The organism is Streptomyces sp. RLA012, assembly GCF_056270325.1.
Genome location: NZ_JBWDPA010000002.1, coordinates 1611694 through 1627959 on the forward strand (window position 1 = coordinate 1611694; position 16266 = coordinate 1627959).

Genomic DNA, 16266 nt, shown 5'->3' on the forward strand with positions numbered 1-16266 from the left:
AGGGGCTCGTACGGACGCTCACGCGCTCCAGTCCAGGATGACCTTGCCGCCGCGGCCGCTCGCGGCGTCCGCGAAGGCCGCCTCGTAATCGCGGTGGTCGTAGCGGCCGGTGATGACTGGTGCGAGGTCGAGACCGCCTTCGAGGAGGACGGACATCGCGTACCAGGTCTCGAACATCTCGCGGCCGTAGATGCCCTTGATCGTGATCATGGAGGTGACGATCCGGGACCAGTCGACCGGGAACTCCTCGGCGGGCAGGCCGAGCATCGCGATCCGGCCGCCGTGCGTCATATTGGCGATCATGTCGCGCAGTGCCTCGGGGCGGCCGGACATCTCCAGGCCGATGTCGAAGCCCTCGCGCAGCCCCAGCCGGCGCTGGCCGTCGGCGATCGTCGCGTCCGTGACATTGAGGGCGAGGCTCGCGCCGATCTTGCGGGCGAGTTCGAGGCGCTCCTCGCTGACGTCGGTGACGACGACGTTGCGGGCGCCCGCGTGCCGGGCCACGGCCGCGGCCATCAGACCGATCGGGCCCGCGCCGGTGATCAGGACGTCCTCGCCGACCAGCGGGAAGGACAGCGCCGTGTGCACGGCGTTGCCGAACGGGTCGAAGATCGCGGCGACGTCGAGGTCCACGGGGACGCGGTGCACCCACACGTTGGCGGCGGGCAGGGCCACGTACTCGGCGAACGCGCCGTCGCGGCCGACGCCGAGGCCGACCGTGGCGCGGCACAGGTGGCGGCGCCCGGCGAGGCAGTTGCGGCACTTGCCGCACACCAGGTGGCCCTCGCCGCTGACCCGGTCGCCCGCCTTGATGTCGGCGACGTCGCGGCCGGTCTCGACGACCTCGCCGACGAACTCGTGGCCGAGGACGAGCGGTGTGCGGACGGCCTGCCGCGCCCAGCCGTCCCAGTTGCGGATGTGCAGGTCGGTGCCGCAGATCCCGGTCCTGAGGACCTTGATCAGTACGTCGCCGGGGCCGATCCCCGGTTCCGGGACGTCCGTGAGCCAGAGCCCGGGCTCCGCCTTCTCCTTGACCAGCGCCTTCAAGCTGCGGCTCCCGTGGGTGAGGTCCCGGATCGGGGCACGCCGAAGGCGCCCGTACCGGGGAGAGGGGTGAATTCCCGGAGAAATCTGCCGCACGGGGGCGCCGTTGGTCCATCGAGGTTTTCTTAAGCGCGGCCGCAGCTTTCCTTCACGCCTCCGCCCGCGGGCGTCAGATCCTGCCGGTGTCCTCCCGGCGCTCCCACTGCTCGACCAGCTCCGCCGCCATCGACTTGATGGTCTCCAGGCCCGCTTTCCCCCACCGGCGCGGCTCCAGGTCGACGACGCAGACCGTGCCGAGGGCGATGCCCGTACGGTCGATCAGCGGGGCGCCCAGATAGGAGCGGACGCCGATCTCGTCGACGACCGGGTTGCCGGCGAAGCGCGGGTAGTCGCAGACGTCCTCCAGGACCAGCGCCCTGCGGCGGACCACGACATGGGGACAGAATCCGTAGTCGCGCGTCATGTAGCGGCCCATGCCCTTGACGGTGCCGTCCGGGGCGGCCGGGAGCGGCCGGGAGACCGAGACGTTGCCGTCCGGGGTGTGCAGGCCCGCGAAGAACTGCCGGTTCTCGTCGATGAAGTTGACCATCGAGTACGGCACCGCGGCGACCTCGGCGAGCCGGTCCGCGAAGGCGTCGAAGGCGGGTTCCGTGCGCTCCCCCAGGCCGAGTCGGCGCAGCCGCCGGACCCGGGCGGGGGCGTCCTTGTCCTCCGGGGTCAGCAGCAGACGACCGGCCGGGCGCGGCGGGTCGTAACTCATCTACGGGCTCCCTGGTGTGGGACGGGGGTCATGTGTGGGCTCCGTGGCGGGGACGGTGGGGCATGTCTGGGCTCAGCGGCGGGGACGGTGGGTCGGGTCCGGGCTCAGCGGCTCGGGGCGTGGGTCGGGGCGTGGGCGAGGAGATGGCGGACCAGGGTGAGCAGGGTCTGCACGCCCGAGCTGGAGATCCGGGCGTCGCAGCGCACGATGGGGATCCGGGGGTCGAGGTCGATGGCCGCGCGCACCTCTTCGGGGTCGTAGCGGTAGGCACCGTCGAACTCGTTGACGGCGACGATGAAGCCGAGACCCCGCTGCTCGAAGAAGTCGACGGCGGCGAAGCAGTCCTCCAGCCGGCGGGTGTCGGCGAGGATCACCGCGCCGAGCGCGCCCTCGGACAGCTCGTCCCACATGAACCAGAACCGCTCCTGCCCGGGTGTGCCGAACAGGTACAGCACATGCTCCGGGTCGAGGGTGATGCGGCCGAAGTCCATGGCCACGGTGGTCTCGACCTTGTTCTCGATGCCTTCGAGGTTGTCGGTCGCGGCGCTGACCGTGGTGAGCAGCTCCTCCGTGCTGAGCGGCGCGATCTCGCTCACCGCGCCCACGAAGGTCGTCTTGCCGACCCCGAACCCTCCCGCCACCAGGATCTTCAACGCGGTGGGAAAGGGATCAGAGCTGTCGTCGTAGTCCATCGAGCACTGCCTCCAGAAGAGACCGGTCAGTGGGGTTGTGGTGGAACTCGGGGGGCTTGGTGGTCAGCGCTCCGCAGTCGACGAGGTCGGACAGCAGCACCTTGGTGACCGCCGCGGGCAGCTTCAGATGAGCGGCGATCTCCGCGACCGAGACGGGTGCCCGGCACAGTTCGAGTGCCTGGCTGTGCTCGGGGCCGAGGTAGCCGAGCGGCGTGGCCCCGGTGGCCATCACCTGCGACAGCAGGTCGAGCTCCGTGGTCGGGCGGGTCCGGCCGTTGCTGACCGTGTAGGGGCGCACCAGCCGTCCGGCCGCGTCGTCGAGCCAGGGCTCGTCGCCGGCCGCGGCCACGCTCAAGGCCTCATCGCCGACGGTTCCACGGCGGCCTGCCGGGGCGCGGTCATCAGATACGGGCGGACGCTCTTGACCAGCATCGCCATCTCGTAGCCGAGGACCGCCGCGTCGGCCTCACGGCCGGCCAGCACGGCGAGACAGGTGCCGGAGCCCGCGGTGGAGACGAACAGCAGGGTCGAGTCGAGTTCGACGACGACCTGGCGTACGTCACCGCCGTCTCCGAAGCGCACGCCCGCGCTGCGGCCGAGCGAGTAGAGCCCGGAGGCAAGGGCCGCCATGTGGTCGGCGCTGTCCGGGTCGAGGCCGTGGACCGACTTCACGAGTCCGTCGCTGGAGAGGAGTACCGCGCTGGTGGTGTGCGGTACGCGCTGCACGAGGCCGCTCATCAGCCAGTCGAGATCGGATACATGGGCGGTCGGCGCGTCGCTCGCCATGGTGGATCGACTCCTTGAGGTACGAAAGTCCGTGAGAGCGGAGGGGGTGGAGGTGGGGGTGGTCAGGGGGGTGGTCATCCGGCCGGTGTGCTCCCGTCGTGCCGGGCCGTGAGGTCGTGTCCGGGTGCGGGGGCGCTGTCGCGTGTCCCCTGGGCCTCGTACGGGGCGGGTGCGTGCGCGGTGTGCGGATCGGCTATGTGCGCCATGCCCGTGGGGTCCACTGCCGTTCGGGCCGCACCCAGGGGCGGTACGTCCCCGTGGGGTGCGCCCGTGGGCGGCTGGTCGACACGGATCACTTCCAGCGGCGGCAACGCTTCGAGGTGCCCCGGCTCCGGGTGGAGCAGGTCCGGATGGAGCGGGTCCGGATGGAGCGGGTCCGGATGGAGCGGGTCCGGATGGAGCGGGTCGGTGTGCGCCTGGTCCGGCTGCGGTGTTCCTCCGTGCCGCTCCTCCGCGTGCTGGGCCTCCGCGAGCCCGATCCCGCGCTGGAACGCCGCCATCAGGCCGGGGTCGTGGCCGACGACGTACTCCGTGTCCTGGCGGGGCGTCGGCCCGTCGCGCAGTTGGGGTGCGATGTGTTCCTGGGCGCGTCGCCGGGGCAGTTGGGGCTTGCCCATGGTTCCGCGGACCGCGCCGTTGCGGGGGGTGGGCGGCATGGTCGCGTTCTGCGCCGCGACGGGCCGGTCCTCGGGGCGGATGCCGGGCAGCGCATCCGCCGGGGTGGGCCGCTCCGCGCGGGCGCCGCGTACGGGGAGCGGCGCCGCTCCGCCGCTGACCGGCGCGGCGGGCGGCGCCGGGTCCCGCTGCGGCTGCCGCGGCACGGAGGACGTCGGCGCGCCCGTGGAGGGCACGGGCGCGGGCGGCACGGCCTGCGCCCCCGCGGTCGGCCGCGGACCGCCCGCCGTCGCCTCCCGGGGCTGCGCCTGCGATACGTCCCCGAGGTCGCCCGGCGCCGCGCCCAGCAGTGCCTGCGGTACGACGAGTACGGCCTGCACACCGCCGTAGATGTTGGTCTGGAGCCGGACGTGGATGCCGTGCCGCCGAGCGAGCTGCGACACCACGAACAGCCCGATCCGGCCGTCCTGGAGGAGGCTCGCGACATTCACCTGATCGGGGTCGGTGAGCAGCGCGTTCATCTTGTCCTGCTCGCCCACGGGCATGCCCAGGCCCCGGTCCTCGACCTCGACGGCGAGCCCGGAGGTGACGAGGCCCGCGCGCAGCAGCACCTGGGTGTGCGGGGCCGAGAACACCGTGGCGTTCTCGACGAGTTCGGCCACCAGGTGGATGACGTCGGCGACGGCGTGCCCGCGCAGGGTGCCGTCGATCGGGGGCACGAGCTTGACCCGTGAGTACTGCTCGACCTCGGCGATCGCGGACCGCAGCACCTCGGTCATGGAGACGGGGTTGCTCCACTGGCGGCGCGAGACGGCGCCACCGAGCACGGCGAGGTTCTCGGCGTGCCGACGGATGCGGGTGGCGAGGTGGTCGACGTGGAAGAGGCCCTTGAGCAGATCCGGGTCCTCGATCTCGTTCTCCAGCTCGTCGAGGATCGAGATCTCGCGGTGCACGAGGGACTGAAGCCGCCGCGCGAGGTTGACGAAGACCTCGACCTTCTGCTCGCTGCCCGCCTGACTGGACAGTTGCGCCGCCTGCACGACGGCGGTGACTGCGCCGTCGTGCGCGCGGGAGAGGTCGGCGGCGAGCAGCTCGAACTCGTCTGCGTCCGGCTGGGGCGGGCGGCGCGGCCCGCGCGCAGGCGGGCTCTCGCCCCGGCGCAGGCCCTCGACGACGGCGCGCAGGTCGGCCTCGGTGCGGGCGCTGGCGCGGCGCAGAGCTCCGACGCGTTCCCGTACGGATCTGGCGGCGCGGTTGGCGGCCACGGCAGCGATCAGGATGCCCGCCAGAGCCACGCCGGCGGCGCCGGCGAGGACCGCCCAGAGGGTGGCGCCGGGGCGTGCGCCGGTGGAGCGGACGGTGAACAGCACGGCCGCACAGGCGCTGAGGGCCACCGCGATCGGCGGCAGGACCGCCAGACGCAGCAGCTGTGGCCGCAGGTGGGTCTCGGGTGGTGGGGGGACGGTGCGGGCGGCCGGTCGCCCGTGCCGCCCGCCCTCACGGCGGTCTTCGCGTGCGGCCGGTGCGCGGAGGTGAGACATCGGCGTCCTCGTACTGGTGCGTCGGGGCCACGGGGGCTCCCGCGGGTCTGCGCGACTCGGGGCGTGCGCCATCGCGATGTCGGTCGAGAGAGCCGAAGAATTCGGCCCTGCGTCGCCCGACGGCAACTGACAGTAGTCGCCAAGCCATCATGTGCGGTGGGCAGTTGACAAACTCCCCCGGACAGCGTCCCGCTCTGGTATGAGGCGTCGCACGACAGATCGATAACCCCGCCGGACACGCGTTCCCTTCAGCCGTCGTTCCGATCAGAGCTGGTCAGAAGCGGTCGAGAACAAACGGCGAGGGCCGGGGAGCAGTTCGCTCCCCGGCCCTCGCCGCCGATCGGATCTTCAGGAAATTCAGCTCGCGGACACGGTCTCCGGCTCTCCGGTGCCCTCCGTTGCTTTACCCAGGGCGTCACTCGGAGTATCGACTTCGGTCTTCCGCTCAGCGGGCCAGCCACCCTGCGGCGGAACCGCGGCACCACGCCACCAGGGCTCGGCGGGGACGGTCTCGGTGGTGGGCTCGAAGGGCTGGCCGGGGCGGGGCAGCGCGATGCGCGCGCCCGCCGCGTGCGCGGCGGCCATCGAGCCCTCGCCGGGCTCCACCCAGGGGTGGGTGGCCAGGTTGAACGTGGCCCAGTGGATCGGCAGCATCACGCCGGTCGGCCGCCCGCCCTGGAGGTCCAGGTGGGTGCGCATGCCCTCCTCGGGCGTCATGTGGATGTCCGGCCAGAACTCGCTGTACGCCCCGATCTGGATCATCGTGGCGTCGAACGGGCCGTGCTCGGCGCCGATGTCCTTGAAGCCCTCGAAATAGCCGGTGTCACCGCTGTGGTAGATCCGGTGCTCGTCGCCCGCCACCACCCAGGACGCCCACAGCGTGTGCTGGGTGTTGCGCAGGCCCCGGCCGCAGAAGTGCCGGGCGGGTGTGGCGGTGAGGCAGATGCCGCCGACCTTGGTGCTCTCGTTCCAGTCCAGCTCGCGCAGCCGGTCGGGCGAGACCCCCCAGTGCTCCAGGTGCGCGCCGACTCCGAGCGGCACCGCGAAGACCGTGTCCGTGTCCGCCAGGGCCTTGATGGTGGGCAGGTCGAGGTGGTCGTAGTGGTCGTGCGAGATGACGACGACGTCGACCGGGCCGAGCGCGGCCAGCGGCAGGGGCACCGGGTGCAGCCGCTTGGGCCCGACGAAGTTGAAGGGGGAACAGCGCTCGCCCCAGACGGGGTCGAACAGCACACGGTGCCCGTCTATCTCGGCGAGCACACTGGAGTGCCCCATCCAGGTCATCCGCAGCCCGCTCGCCGCGGGCTTGGCCAGGTCCGCGAGCGTGGTGGGATGCACCGGCACCGTGCCCGCCGGGGCGCGATGGAGGCGCTCCTCCTTGCGGAAGAAGATCTTCGCGAACTCCAGCATGGAGCCGTCGGGGCGGGTCCGGGCACTCACCGGGTTCTGGAAGACACCGTCCGCGAAATTCGGGGATCTACGGATGCGCTCCATGCGCTCACCGCCGGGGTCCGCGCCGAAGGCGGCGGGCTGCAACGCGCGGAGCCCGGAGCTCAACGTACGGAATCCGGTCACGGTACCTCCAAGTGGAGTCGGTCAGGCTTTCCATTATGGTCGGCCCCTCTGACAGCGACGGGTCGACGGTGTCACAGCGCGGCGTCCCCGGTACACACCGCGAGGTCGGACCCGGACACGTCGAGGTTGCCCCCACGGCCTGTATCCCCGTAACCCCGCAGCGCCCGCTCTTCTTCCGCGCCGTGGAGGACCGGCGCCATGAAGTACATGAAGTACTGGAGGACCAGCGCCATGAAGTCATGAAGTCATGAAGTACTGATCGAAGCGCACCGACGGACGCCTGTGTCGATCGGGTGCTCCCGGTGCACGGATCCGGGCCACGGATCCGGGCCACGGCGCCGGCCGGGCTCCAGGCGGGCCCTTTCCGCTCGCGCCCCGCCTCCGCCACCGCCTCGCCCACCGTGCGCGGGAAGTCCGCCCACCGCGCGCGGAACACCGGATCGTCGGCGTCGAGCCCGGTCATCATCCGGGTGATCTGCGGCACCAGCCGCGGACAGCCGGCCGCGGCGAAGCTCAGCAGCCGCAGGAGTTCGGGATCGAGCCGCTCGCCGAGCACGCCGTCGCGCCGGCGGCGTCCGATCTCCTCCACCTGGGCCCGGATGACCTCGGTGCGCTGTCCCTCGTGCGGGACCGCGCCCTTGCCGTACGCCAGCGCCTCGCGCTGCAGATGGGCGAGCCGGCCGGCGTCCTCGCCGTACCGGTCGAAGTAGTACGCGAGAAAGTCGCCGTAGTCGGCGGGCCCCTAGTCGAGGCGGCCGGCGCTCACGGAAGTGCTGGAAGACGTCGTCGAAGAGGCCAGCCAAGGGGGCCGGCCCAGGTCACGGCCCTCCAGCAGCGGCACGCAGAGCAGCAGCAGGAAGGCGGCAAGGCCGACACCGGCGCGGTCCAGCTGGGTGTCCTCGGCGGGCTCGTCGGCCGACAGCACCCGCCACGCGGCGAGCGCCGCGAAGAGGCCGACGGGGATGTTCACCAGGAAGACCGCGCGCCGGCCGAGTCCGAACACATCGGCGGCGAGCAGGCCGCCGCCGACGAGCCGGCCCGCGATGGACGCGATCCCGATGACGGCTCCGAACGTGCCCAGGGCGCGTCCGCGCCGCTCACCGGTGAAGGTGACCTGGATGATGGCGAGGACCTGAGGGGAGAGCAGCGCGCCGCCAACGCCCTGGAGCGCGCGGGCCGTCACCAGGATCGCGACCCCCGGGGCCGCGCCGCACAGGGCGGAGGCCGCCGAGAAGACCAGCAGCCCGGTGATGAACAGCCGCTTGCGCCCGTAGACGTCGCCGAGGCGCCCGCCGGTCACCAGGAGCGCGGCGTGGGTGAGGGTGTAGGCGGAGATGACGAATTCGACACCGCCGTACGAAGTGTGCAGGTCGGAACGGATCGCCGGAATCGCCACGTTGACGACGGCCACGTCGAGGATGGCCATGAACGTGCCGAGCAGGACGATCGCGAGGACCGGTCCCGTACGCCCGGCTTCGCTGCGCGGCGCGGCCTCCGGTGCGGTCCGCGTGGTCACGGCTGCCTCCCCCTGTTCGCCGGGCCTGGCGCGAGCGTGTGCGGAGTGCAGGCAGCGCGGCTGCCGCGCCGAGGCGGGCTCGGCCCGGCGCCGACACGGAATTGAGGCTGCCGTGGAGCGGGTCCGGCGGGCCGCACGCGCGGCTCGCCGCAGGTGCGTCACTGATGGTCCGTCGAGTGAATTGACAGAGTCCGTGACCACTTCCGATACTGACTGGCCATTCAGTAACCGCTTCTGGAGGCACCATGGAGGCCGGCGTTCTCACCGGCGGCGAGGCACTCGTCCGGGCGCTGGCCGCGCATGACGTGACGCACGCGTTCGGCATCCCCGGGACGCACAACCTGGAGATCTACCGGCACTTGGCCGCGTACGGCGTCCGGCACACGACACCACGCCACGAACAGGGCGCCGGGTACGCCGCCGACGGGTACGCGCGCGTGACGGGCCGCCCGGGTGTCGTGATCACGACCACCGGTCCCGCACTCCTCAACGCCGCGGCCGCCGTCGGGCAGGCGTACTCGGACAGCGTGCCGCTCCTGGTCGTCTCGCCGGGCATGCCGTTGCGCCATCCCCGGCTGGCGAACGGGCTGCTGCACGAGGCGCGCAGCCAGACCGAGGCGCTGCGGGGTGTCGCCGCGTTCAGCCACCGGGTGTCATCGGTGGCGGAGATCGGCGCCGCCGTGGCGCGCGCGTTCACGCTCTTCCGTACGGGGCGGCCACGGCCGGCGCACATCGAGGTACCGCTCGACCTGCTGACGGCGGCAGCGGCGGCCGGACCGGTGCGGCTCGCCCCGGCCGCCGCGGCCGCGTCGGCGGACCCCGAGGCCGTACGACGGGCCGCGCGCGCCCTGCGGGAGGCACGGCGGCCCGCACTCGTGCTGGGCGGCGGCGCGCGCGGGGCCGCCGCCTCCTGTCTCGCCCTCGCGGAAGCCTGGGGCGCTCCCGTGGTGACGACCGCCAACGGCAAGGGGATCGTTCCCGAGCGGCATCCCCTCTCACTCGGCGTCTCGCTGCACACTGAGTCGGTGCAGAAGTGGCTGGCGGGTCGCGATGTCGTCCTGGCCGTGGGCACGGAGCTGGCCGAGTCCGATTTCTGGTCGACCCCCACCGCCCTCGGGGGCACTCTCGTCCGGGCCGATGTCGATCCGGACCAGATGTACTCCGGGCCGCCCACGGACATCGCGCTCGTCGGAGACGCGCGGGCGTCCCTGGAGGAACTGCTTGCGCAATCGGGTCTCCAGGACGGCGACACCGGCCCGCTCCCGCGCGTGGGCGTCGACGAGGTCGCCGGGCTGCGGGCCGCGCGTGACGCCGAGACCGCCGGACGGGACGCGCGCTGGGTCCCCTGCCTGCGCGCGATCCGCGACGTCCTCGCCGACGACGCCGTCATCACCTCGGACAGCGCCCAGTGCTGCTACTACGGCGCACTCCCGCATCTCCCGGTGGGCCCGGCGGGACGCTATCTCCACCCGACCGGCTTCGGCACCCTCGGCTACGCGCTCCCGGCGGCGATCGGCGCCAAGGTGGCCTGCCCGCAACGCCAGGTGGTGGCGCTGAGCGGGGACGGCGGCCTCCAGTTCACGGTTCAGGAGCTCGCGACCGCCGCGCAGCTGCGACTCCCGCTGCCCGTCGTGGTGTTCGACAACGGCGGCTACGGAGAGATCCGCGACGAGATGGCCGCCCGCGGCGACAGCCCCACCGCGGTGGACCTCGCACCGGTCGACCTGCCCGCGCTGGCCCGCGCCTACGGAGGACGGGGCACGCGCGCGAGGCGCCCCGACGAGCTGGCCCACGCCCTCACCGAGGCGTTGCACACCCCCGGTCCCACCCTGATCACCGTCCCCGAGGAGACTCCATGACCGCTCCGCTCACCACGCCCGCGACCACGCCCCCAACCGCGTCGCCGGACACGCCCCTGATGACGCTCACCTGGACCGACCACGTCACCGGCAGACCGGGCTTCCTCGTGGTCGACCGGCTCGTCCGGGGGGTCTCCAGCGGCGGGCTGCGGATGCGCGGCGGCTGCACCCTGGACGAGGTCGCCGGGCTCGCCCGCGGCATGACCATGAAGGAGGCCCTGCACTACAACCCCGAGGGCCGCTACATCCCGCTGGGCGGCGCCAAGGGCGGCATCGACTGCGATCCCCAGGACCCGGCGGCGTACGGCCTCCTGGTGCGCTACCTGCGGGCCATGCGCCCGTACATCGAGAGTTTCTGGACCACCGGCGAGGACCTCGGGCTCACCCAGGACCTGGTCGACCGTGCCGCCGAGGAGGCGGGGCTCGTCTCGTCCATCCAGGCCGTGTACCCGCTGCTCGACGACGAGACGACGGCCCGGCGGCGGCTCGCGGACGCCTTCGCGGTCGAGGTGGACGGGATCGGTCTCGACGAACTGGTCGGCGGCTGCGGTGTCGCCGAGTCCGTGCTCGCGGCCCTGGACCGCGCCGGGACGGCATACCAGGGCACGCGCGTGGCCGTGCAGGGCCTGGGCACCATGGGCGGGGCCACGGCGCGCTTCCTCACGCGCGCGGGGCTCAGGGTCGTCGCCGTCGCTGACATCAAGGGCACGATCGCGAACCCGGCCGGGCTCGACGTCGACGCGCTGCTGGCGGCGCGGGACGCCTACGGGACGGTCGACCGTGCGGCGCTGCGCCCGGCCGACCAGGAGCTTTTGGCCGACGCCTGGCTGTCCGCGGACGCGGAGGTGCTGGTGCCCGCGGCCGTCTCGTACGCGATCGACACGACGAACCAGGAGCTGATCACCGCCCGCTGGATCGTCGAGGCGGCCAACATGCCCGTACTGCCCCGGGCGGAGGAACTGCTGGCCGCGCGCGGGGTCGTGGTTCTGCCGGACGTCGTGGTCAACTCCGGCACGAACGCCTGGTGGTGGTGGACGCTCTTCGGCGACATCGACGCGGACGCGGACGAGGCGTTCGCGTACACCCGGCGTTCCATGCGCGACCTGATCGACCGGATGCTGGCCCGCTCGGAGGCCGACGGGACGACACCGCGGGCCGCCGCGCACGCCATCGTCGCCGACCGGCTGCCGGTGATCGCCGAGCGGTTCGGCTGGTACCGCTGACCGCCGGCCCGCGGGTCCGTCCGTGCGGAGGACGGTCTGCACGTCCTGCGGCCGCCCCAGGAGATGCACGAACGGGCGGTGGGCCTCGGCTTCACCACCACGGTCCTGGAGGCCCGTGGCCACGACGAGCCGCACGCGCGCGTGACGCGTGCCTACGACGAATTCGTCCTTCCACACCGGAGAGGGACGAGCCACCGGCGGCGGCCGGGATTTCCTGATCCTGGGGGAGGACGGCCGCATCCGGATCGACTACCAGTTCGTCGACTGATCCTGGTGAGGGGTTTACCGACCCCGGCGAGGGATTAGGGTAACCGCGTGGCAAGGGTGCGGTTGAGCGTGGCCGAGCGGCGCGGGGAGTTGCTGCGGGCCGCCATCGAGCAGATCGAGGCGCGGGGAGTGGCGGCGGTGCGGATCGCCGACGTGGCCTCGGCCCTCGGGGTGAGCAACGCGTTGGTGCTGTACCACTTCTCGACCAAGGAGAAGCTGGTGGCCGCCGCGTTCACCTACGCGGCCGAGGGCGACCTCGCCCATCTGCGCAAACTGCTCGGCCGTCGTACGTCGGCGCTGCGACGGCTGCGCGCCGCCGTGCGCTGGTACGCGCCGACCGGCCAGGCCAAGGGCTGGCGGCTGTGGATCGAGGGCTGGGGGGCGGCCCTGCGCGAGCCCGCGCTGCGGGACGTCACCCGCGACCTCGACAGGCAGTGGAAGGCCGCGATCACCGAGGTCATCGCGGAGGGAGTGGCCGGGGGCGAGTTCCGCTGCCCCGACCCCACGGGGGCCGCCCTCCGGTTGACCGCCCTGCTCGACGGGCTGGCCGTGCAGATGACCGCCTACACGGGAGCGGTGTCGCGGGCACGGGCCCACGAGTGGGTGGACGACGCGCTCGCACGGGAACTGGGGCTCGAACGGGAGGCGTTGGCGGCAGCCGTGCGCTGAGGCACGCGCCTCGCGCCCTGCCGGACGGATCGGCTGAGCAACCACCGAACCTGCCCGGCACTCCTCTCCCGGTGCCCCGGCCCACTCCCCGGCGGCCCGGTGACGGGCGACGCGCCCCCTTCGAGCCGCCAACTCCTCGCGCACCGGCGGCCGTCGTGCACCGGCGGCCGGGACGTCGGCGCGTCGCAGACCCGTCGCTCAGGCCACCGACTCGATCCGCATCTTGATGTCGTCCGGTGAGAGGCTTCCCTTGGCCGCCACGTGGTCGCCGGAGGACTCCCCGCGCAGGCGCCGCCCGATCCACGGGACGAGGTACTCGCGGGCCCAGTGGATGTCGTCGCGCCGGACCTCCAACGTGCCGCGGGGCGGCAACGGAGGCCAGGGCTGGTCGGGGTCGGCGGGGACTTCAAAACCGAGGACCTGGCCGGCGCGCAGCGCGACCCGGGTGTGGCCCTCGGGCGACAGGTGCAGGCGGTCGCCGTCCCAGGCACGGCGGTCCTGAATCGTCTTCAGGGACCACAGGTCGAGCACCGGACAGCCGTACCGGTCCGCGATGGCCCGTACGTGCCCGTTGTACGTGGCGATCTTGCCGCGCAGATGCTTCAGCACGGGAACGCCACGGGTGTCGAAGCCGGTCGTCACCATGACGGTGCCCACCGCGGAGGTGACGTCGCGAATCGCGCGCTCGAAGCGCTCCGCGACCTCGTCGGGGTCGGTTCCGGGCCGGATGATGTCGTTGCCGCCCGCGCAGAAGGAGACCAGGTCGGGCGCGAGTTCCTTGGCGCGCCTGAGCTGGTCGTCGACGACCTGGTCGAGCAGTTTCCCGCGTACGGCGAGGTTGGTGTAGGTGAAGTCGCCCTCGGGCCGTCGGTCCGCGAGAAGCACCGCGAACCGGTCGGCCCACCCGACGAACGCCCCGTCGGGCCCGAGATCGCCGACGCCTTCGGTGAAGCTGTCCCCCACCGCCACGTACGACCCGATCACTGATCTGTTGTCATTCTTCGAATCGTCTGCCACATCGGCCCATGATTCACCTTTCGATGTGAGCTACGCGACCGTAAGAAAGGGTTGACGGGGGGTGAGATAAGCCACTCGTAAAGTGTCGGTTAATCCGGAATAAGGCACTCTCAGGAGTGGTTGAACAGCCGCCACACCTGGAAGTCCGTGATCCGGAAGTGACTCCAGGTGGTCCGGAACGCGAAGTGCCCGCTCGTGTAGGGCTCCGGGTCGCGGTAGTCGAAGACCGGTCGCCCGTTGTTCCACCACTGGACCGTCGAGCCGTCCGAGACGATACGGACGCGGTGGGGCTCGTTGGCCGTCAGAAGCGGCTGCGTGTAGTCGTAGATCAGCGGGCGGACGCCCGCCTCCCCCACGTACCGGCGCAGCCGCGTCGTCGTGTTGGTGTTGGCGCCGTACCCGACGTAGTACGTCTTCAGGTAGTCGTATTCGGCGAGGGCGCCGCCGCGTGGCGTGGCGAAGAGGTCGTCCGGGGAACGTACGTCGACGGCGTTCCAGAAGTTGTTGAGGTCGGAGACCCGGTCGTTGACACCACCCTCGGAGACCGGCGTGGCGGTGTACTCGACGACGTACGGCCCCGCGAGCCGCTTCTTGAACCAGACCGTCGCGCCGCTCGGCACGTCGATCTCCAGGACGCCGCGCGAGGCGGTGACCGTGCCCCCGTCCTGCAGTTCGCTGGCCCATTGGCCGAGGCCGTGCCGGAAGCCGTCGCGGGCGATGAGCCGGCCCCGGCGGTGGCGCGGCGAGGCACTCGCGGCGGCGGCCGGGACGAGCGTCGCCAGGGCGGCACCGGCGGCCAGGGTCGTGAAGGCTCTGCGGGTGGTCATGAGGTTCCTTCCGTACGCGGGGTGGTGGCGAGGACGGGCGGAGCGGTGATGCCCGGCGGGCTTCGGCACCCGCCGGGTCTCGGCGCCCTGGCAGTGGTCCGTGTACGTCGACCGGAGATGCCCTGGTCGACGTCGACGGTCCGGATCCGATGGAAGCCGGGGGCGCCACTGCCGGACGGGACGACGTACGTCCAACGCCGGTCCAGGTCGGCGCAGTTGAGGCCCCAGGCCCGGAAGAGGATCCGGAAGGCTCCGCGACCGTCCACCCGTCGACCACCGAAACGAACTGGTTCGCGGGCGAGTCGGCGGACACCCGCTCGCCGTCGGCGAAGCTCACGCCCTCCGCCATGCGCGCCAACACCTCGGCCCGACCCGCCGATCGCGGCGGGCGCCGGGTCGTCGGCCCCGTTCCCACCGCCCCGGGCGGCGTCGGCGTGGGCGTCGGGCACTGGGACCTCCGAAGACGCAGAAAGCGCTTACAGAGATCACTGTGGAGCCACTCCCGCACGGTGTCGAGACCGCGCGCCCCGCTGCCACAAGACCGCAATGCGCTGATCATGGAGCGCTTATGGAGCGCTTATGGAGCGCTCCATGATCACTAGGGGGCGCGGCGGGCGTCAGCCGACGGCGACACCGTGCGAACGCAGGTACGCGACGGGGTCCACGTCGGAGCCGTAGCTCGGCGTGGTGCGGATCTCGAAGTGCAGATGCGGGCCGGTGACGTTGCCGGTCGCGCCGGAGAGGCCGATCCGCCGCCCCTCGGCCACGGTCTGCCCCGCCGAGACGGAGAGGGCGGACATATGGGCGTACTGCGAATAGCTGCCGTCGGCGTGCCGGATGACGACCTGGTTGCCGTAGGCGCCGCCCCAGCCGGCCGAGACGACCGTACCCGCGGCGATGGACTTGATGGTGGTGCCGGTCGGGACCACGAAGTCCACGCCGGTGTGGTAGCCGCTGGACCACATGCCGCCGGCCACCTTGTAGCCGGTGCCGATGACGGCGCCCTCGACCGGCAGGGTGTAGCCGGAACTGTCGGCGGCCCGGGCCTTGGGCGTACTCGCCACGCCGGCCGACCCTGTGGCCGACTGGGTGGATGCCTTGGAGGAGGCCTTGGAGGACGACCGCTTGGACGACGAGGTCGGCGACTGGGTCGACGGCTTGGTGCCGCCGGTCGACGCCGCCTTCTCGCCGATCGTCAGCTTCAGGCCCGGGTGGATCAACGACGGGTCGCCGCCGATGGCCTGGCGGTTGTCGGAGTAGAGCCGCTGCCAGCCGCCTGCGACGTTCTGCTGGTCGGCGATCTTCGCCAGCCAGTCGCCGGCCTTTACCGCATAGGTCTTTGTCGCGCCGGTGGAAGTGACGGTCCCGGTCTTTTCCGAAATCGTCGCTGCCTTTTCCGCAACCGTCGCGGTCTTTTCGGATACCGCCGCGGTCTTTTCCGGAGCCGAGGAAACGGCGGTCGCCGGAGTGGCGGCGTGGGCGCCGGATGCCCCCATCAGCGGCAGCGCGAGCGCGGCACCACCGGTTCCGGCCACGGCGATCGAGCGGGTGAAACGCTGGGACTTGGGACGGCGGTGCTTACCCTTCGCGGGCATGACGAATTCCTCTCCGGCGCCTGCGGGGTGAGCTGTCGGGTGCGGGCTGGAGATGCCCGGCCGCGCGGCCACGCGGCTGTACCCCTAGCCGTTCCGGAGACCGGAACAGGCGTCCTACCTGTGGGTCCCCCGCTCCTGCCGGGTACGGGTGGGTGTGCGGATTCCGGGCGGCGGCAGGATTGGGCGTCCGTCCGGATTGAGGGCGAACGTAGGCGAGATGGGAGCGCATCGCCAACCATGTGGCTTTTCTGTGTACGTGCCTTTCTTGATCCAGGCCGGA

At 72.1% G+C, this 16266-nt stretch carries 16 protein-coding genes and 1 riboswitch; of the genes, 3 read left to right on the forward strand and 13 right to left on the reverse strand.

The features are described from left to right. Positions 1 to 18: 18 nt before the first annotated feature. The 9 genes from tdh to RV986_RS07700 all read right to left on the reverse strand — a co-directional run bounded on the left by tdh (position 19) and on the right by RV986_RS07700 (position 8529). Positions 19 to 1047, reverse strand: a complete 1029-nt coding sequence (tdh, locus tag RV986_RS07660; protein WP_475916656.1) for an L-threonine 3-dehydrogenase — start codon at positions 1045 to 1047, stop codon at positions 19 to 21. A 166-nt stretch (positions 1048 to 1213) separates the two neighbouring features. Further along, positions 1214 to 1804, reverse strand: a complete 591-nt coding sequence (locus RV986_RS07665) for a GAF domain-containing protein (protein WP_475916657.1) — start codon at positions 1802 to 1804, stop codon at positions 1214 to 1216. Positions 1805 to 1908: 104 nt separating this feature from the next. Then, positions 1909 to 2496, reverse strand: a complete 588-nt coding sequence (locus RV986_RS07670; protein ID WP_475916658.1) for a GTP-binding protein — start codon at positions 2494 to 2496, stop codon at positions 1909 to 1911. Further along, positions 2474 to 2845, reverse strand: a complete 372-nt coding sequence (locus RV986_RS07675; RefSeq protein WP_475924210.1) for a DUF742 domain-containing protein — start codon at positions 2843 to 2845, stop codon at positions 2474 to 2476. Before RV986_RS07675 ends, RV986_RS07670 begins: the two co-directional genes overlap by 23 nt. Positions 2846 to 2847: 2 nt before the next feature. After that, a complete protein-coding gene (locus tag RV986_RS07680) occupies positions 2848 to 3282 on the reverse strand; it encodes a roadblock/LC7 domain-containing protein (RefSeq protein ID WP_475916659.1) in 435 nt (144 codons plus the stop codon). A gap of 74 nt (positions 3283 to 3356) precedes the next feature. Then, positions 3357 to 5438 carry a sensor histidine kinase gene (locus RV986_RS07685; RefSeq protein ID WP_475916660.1) on the reverse strand — a complete coding sequence of 694 codons (2082 nt, stop codon included), beginning with the start codon at positions 5436 to 5438 and terminating at the stop codon, positions 3357 to 3359. Positions 5439 to 5795: 357 nt separating this feature from the next. Further along, positions 5796 to 7013, reverse strand: coding sequence for an MBL fold metallo-hydrolase (locus RV986_RS07690; protein ID WP_475916661.1), 1218 nt, complete (start codon positions 7011 to 7013; stop codon positions 5796 to 5798). A 71-nt stretch (positions 7014 to 7084) separates the two neighbouring features. Then, the gene (locus RV986_RS07695) at positions 7085 to 7246 is read right to left on the reverse strand and encodes a hypothetical protein (protein WP_475916662.1); all 162 of its coding nucleotides are present in this window, start codon (positions 7244 to 7246) and stop codon (positions 7085 to 7087) included. A gap of 509 nt (positions 7247 to 7755) precedes the next feature. After that, complete coding sequence (locus RV986_RS07700) at positions 7756 to 8529, reverse strand: MFS transporter (protein ID WP_475916663.1); 774 nt, start codon at positions 8527 to 8529, stop codon at positions 7756 to 7758. Positions 8530 to 8774: 245 nt separating this feature from the next. On the opposite strand from RV986_RS07700, the gene RV986_RS07705 reads away from it, so the two are divergent. The 3 genes from RV986_RS07705 to RV986_RS07715 all read left to right on the forward strand — a co-directional run bounded on the left by RV986_RS07705 (position 8775) and on the right by RV986_RS07715 (position 12547). After that, a complete protein-coding gene (locus RV986_RS07705; protein WP_475916664.1) occupies positions 8775 to 10388 on the forward strand; it encodes a 5-guanidino-2-oxopentanoate decarboxylase in 1614 nt (537 codons plus the stop codon). After that, positions 10385 to 11611, forward strand: coding sequence for a Glu/Leu/Phe/Val dehydrogenase dimerization domain-containing protein (locus RV986_RS07710; protein ID WP_475916665.1), 1227 nt, complete (start codon positions 10385 to 10387; stop codon positions 11609 to 11611). Before RV986_RS07705 ends, RV986_RS07710 begins: the two co-directional genes overlap by 4 nt. A gap of 315 nt (positions 11612 to 11926) precedes the next feature. Beyond that, positions 11927 to 12547: a TetR/AcrR family transcriptional regulator gene (locus tag RV986_RS07715; RefSeq protein ID WP_475916666.1), complete on the forward strand. Its 621-nt coding sequence runs from the start codon at positions 11927 to 11929 to the stop codon at positions 12545 to 12547. A 198-nt stretch (positions 12548 to 12745) separates the two neighbouring features. Here RV986_RS07715 and RV986_RS07720 read toward each other — a convergent pair whose 3' ends face one another. The 4 genes from RV986_RS07720 to RV986_RS07735 all read right to left on the reverse strand — a co-directional run bounded on the left by RV986_RS07720 (position 12746) and on the right by RV986_RS07735 (position 15986). After that, entirely contained in the window at positions 12746 to 13531 is a 786-nt protein-coding gene (locus tag RV986_RS07720) for an SGNH/GDSL hydrolase family protein (protein ID WP_475916667.1), read from the reverse strand. Positions 13532 to 13674: 143 nt separating this feature from the next. Next, positions 13675 to 14391, reverse strand: a complete 717-nt coding sequence (locus tag RV986_RS07725) for a DUF6250 domain-containing protein (protein WP_475916668.1) — start codon at positions 14389 to 14391, stop codon at positions 13675 to 13677. Then, positions 14388 to 14657 (reverse strand): hypothetical protein, encoded by a 270-nt coding sequence (locus tag RV986_RS07730; protein ID WP_475916669.1) that lies wholly within the window; start codon positions 14655 to 14657, stop codon positions 14388 to 14390. Before RV986_RS07730 ends, RV986_RS07725 begins: the two co-directional genes overlap by 4 nt. 351 nt (positions 14658 to 15008) lie before the next feature. Continuing rightward, positions 15009 to 15986 carry a M23 family metallopeptidase gene (locus RV986_RS07735; RefSeq protein WP_475916670.1) on the reverse strand — a complete coding sequence of 326 codons (978 nt, stop codon included), beginning with the start codon at positions 15984 to 15986 and terminating at the stop codon, positions 15009 to 15011. A gap of 4 nt (positions 15987 to 15990) precedes the next feature. Continuing rightward, positions 15991 to 16147, reverse strand: a riboswitch (cyclic di-AMP (ydaO/yuaA leader). Positions 16148 to 16266 lie beyond the last annotated feature (119 nt).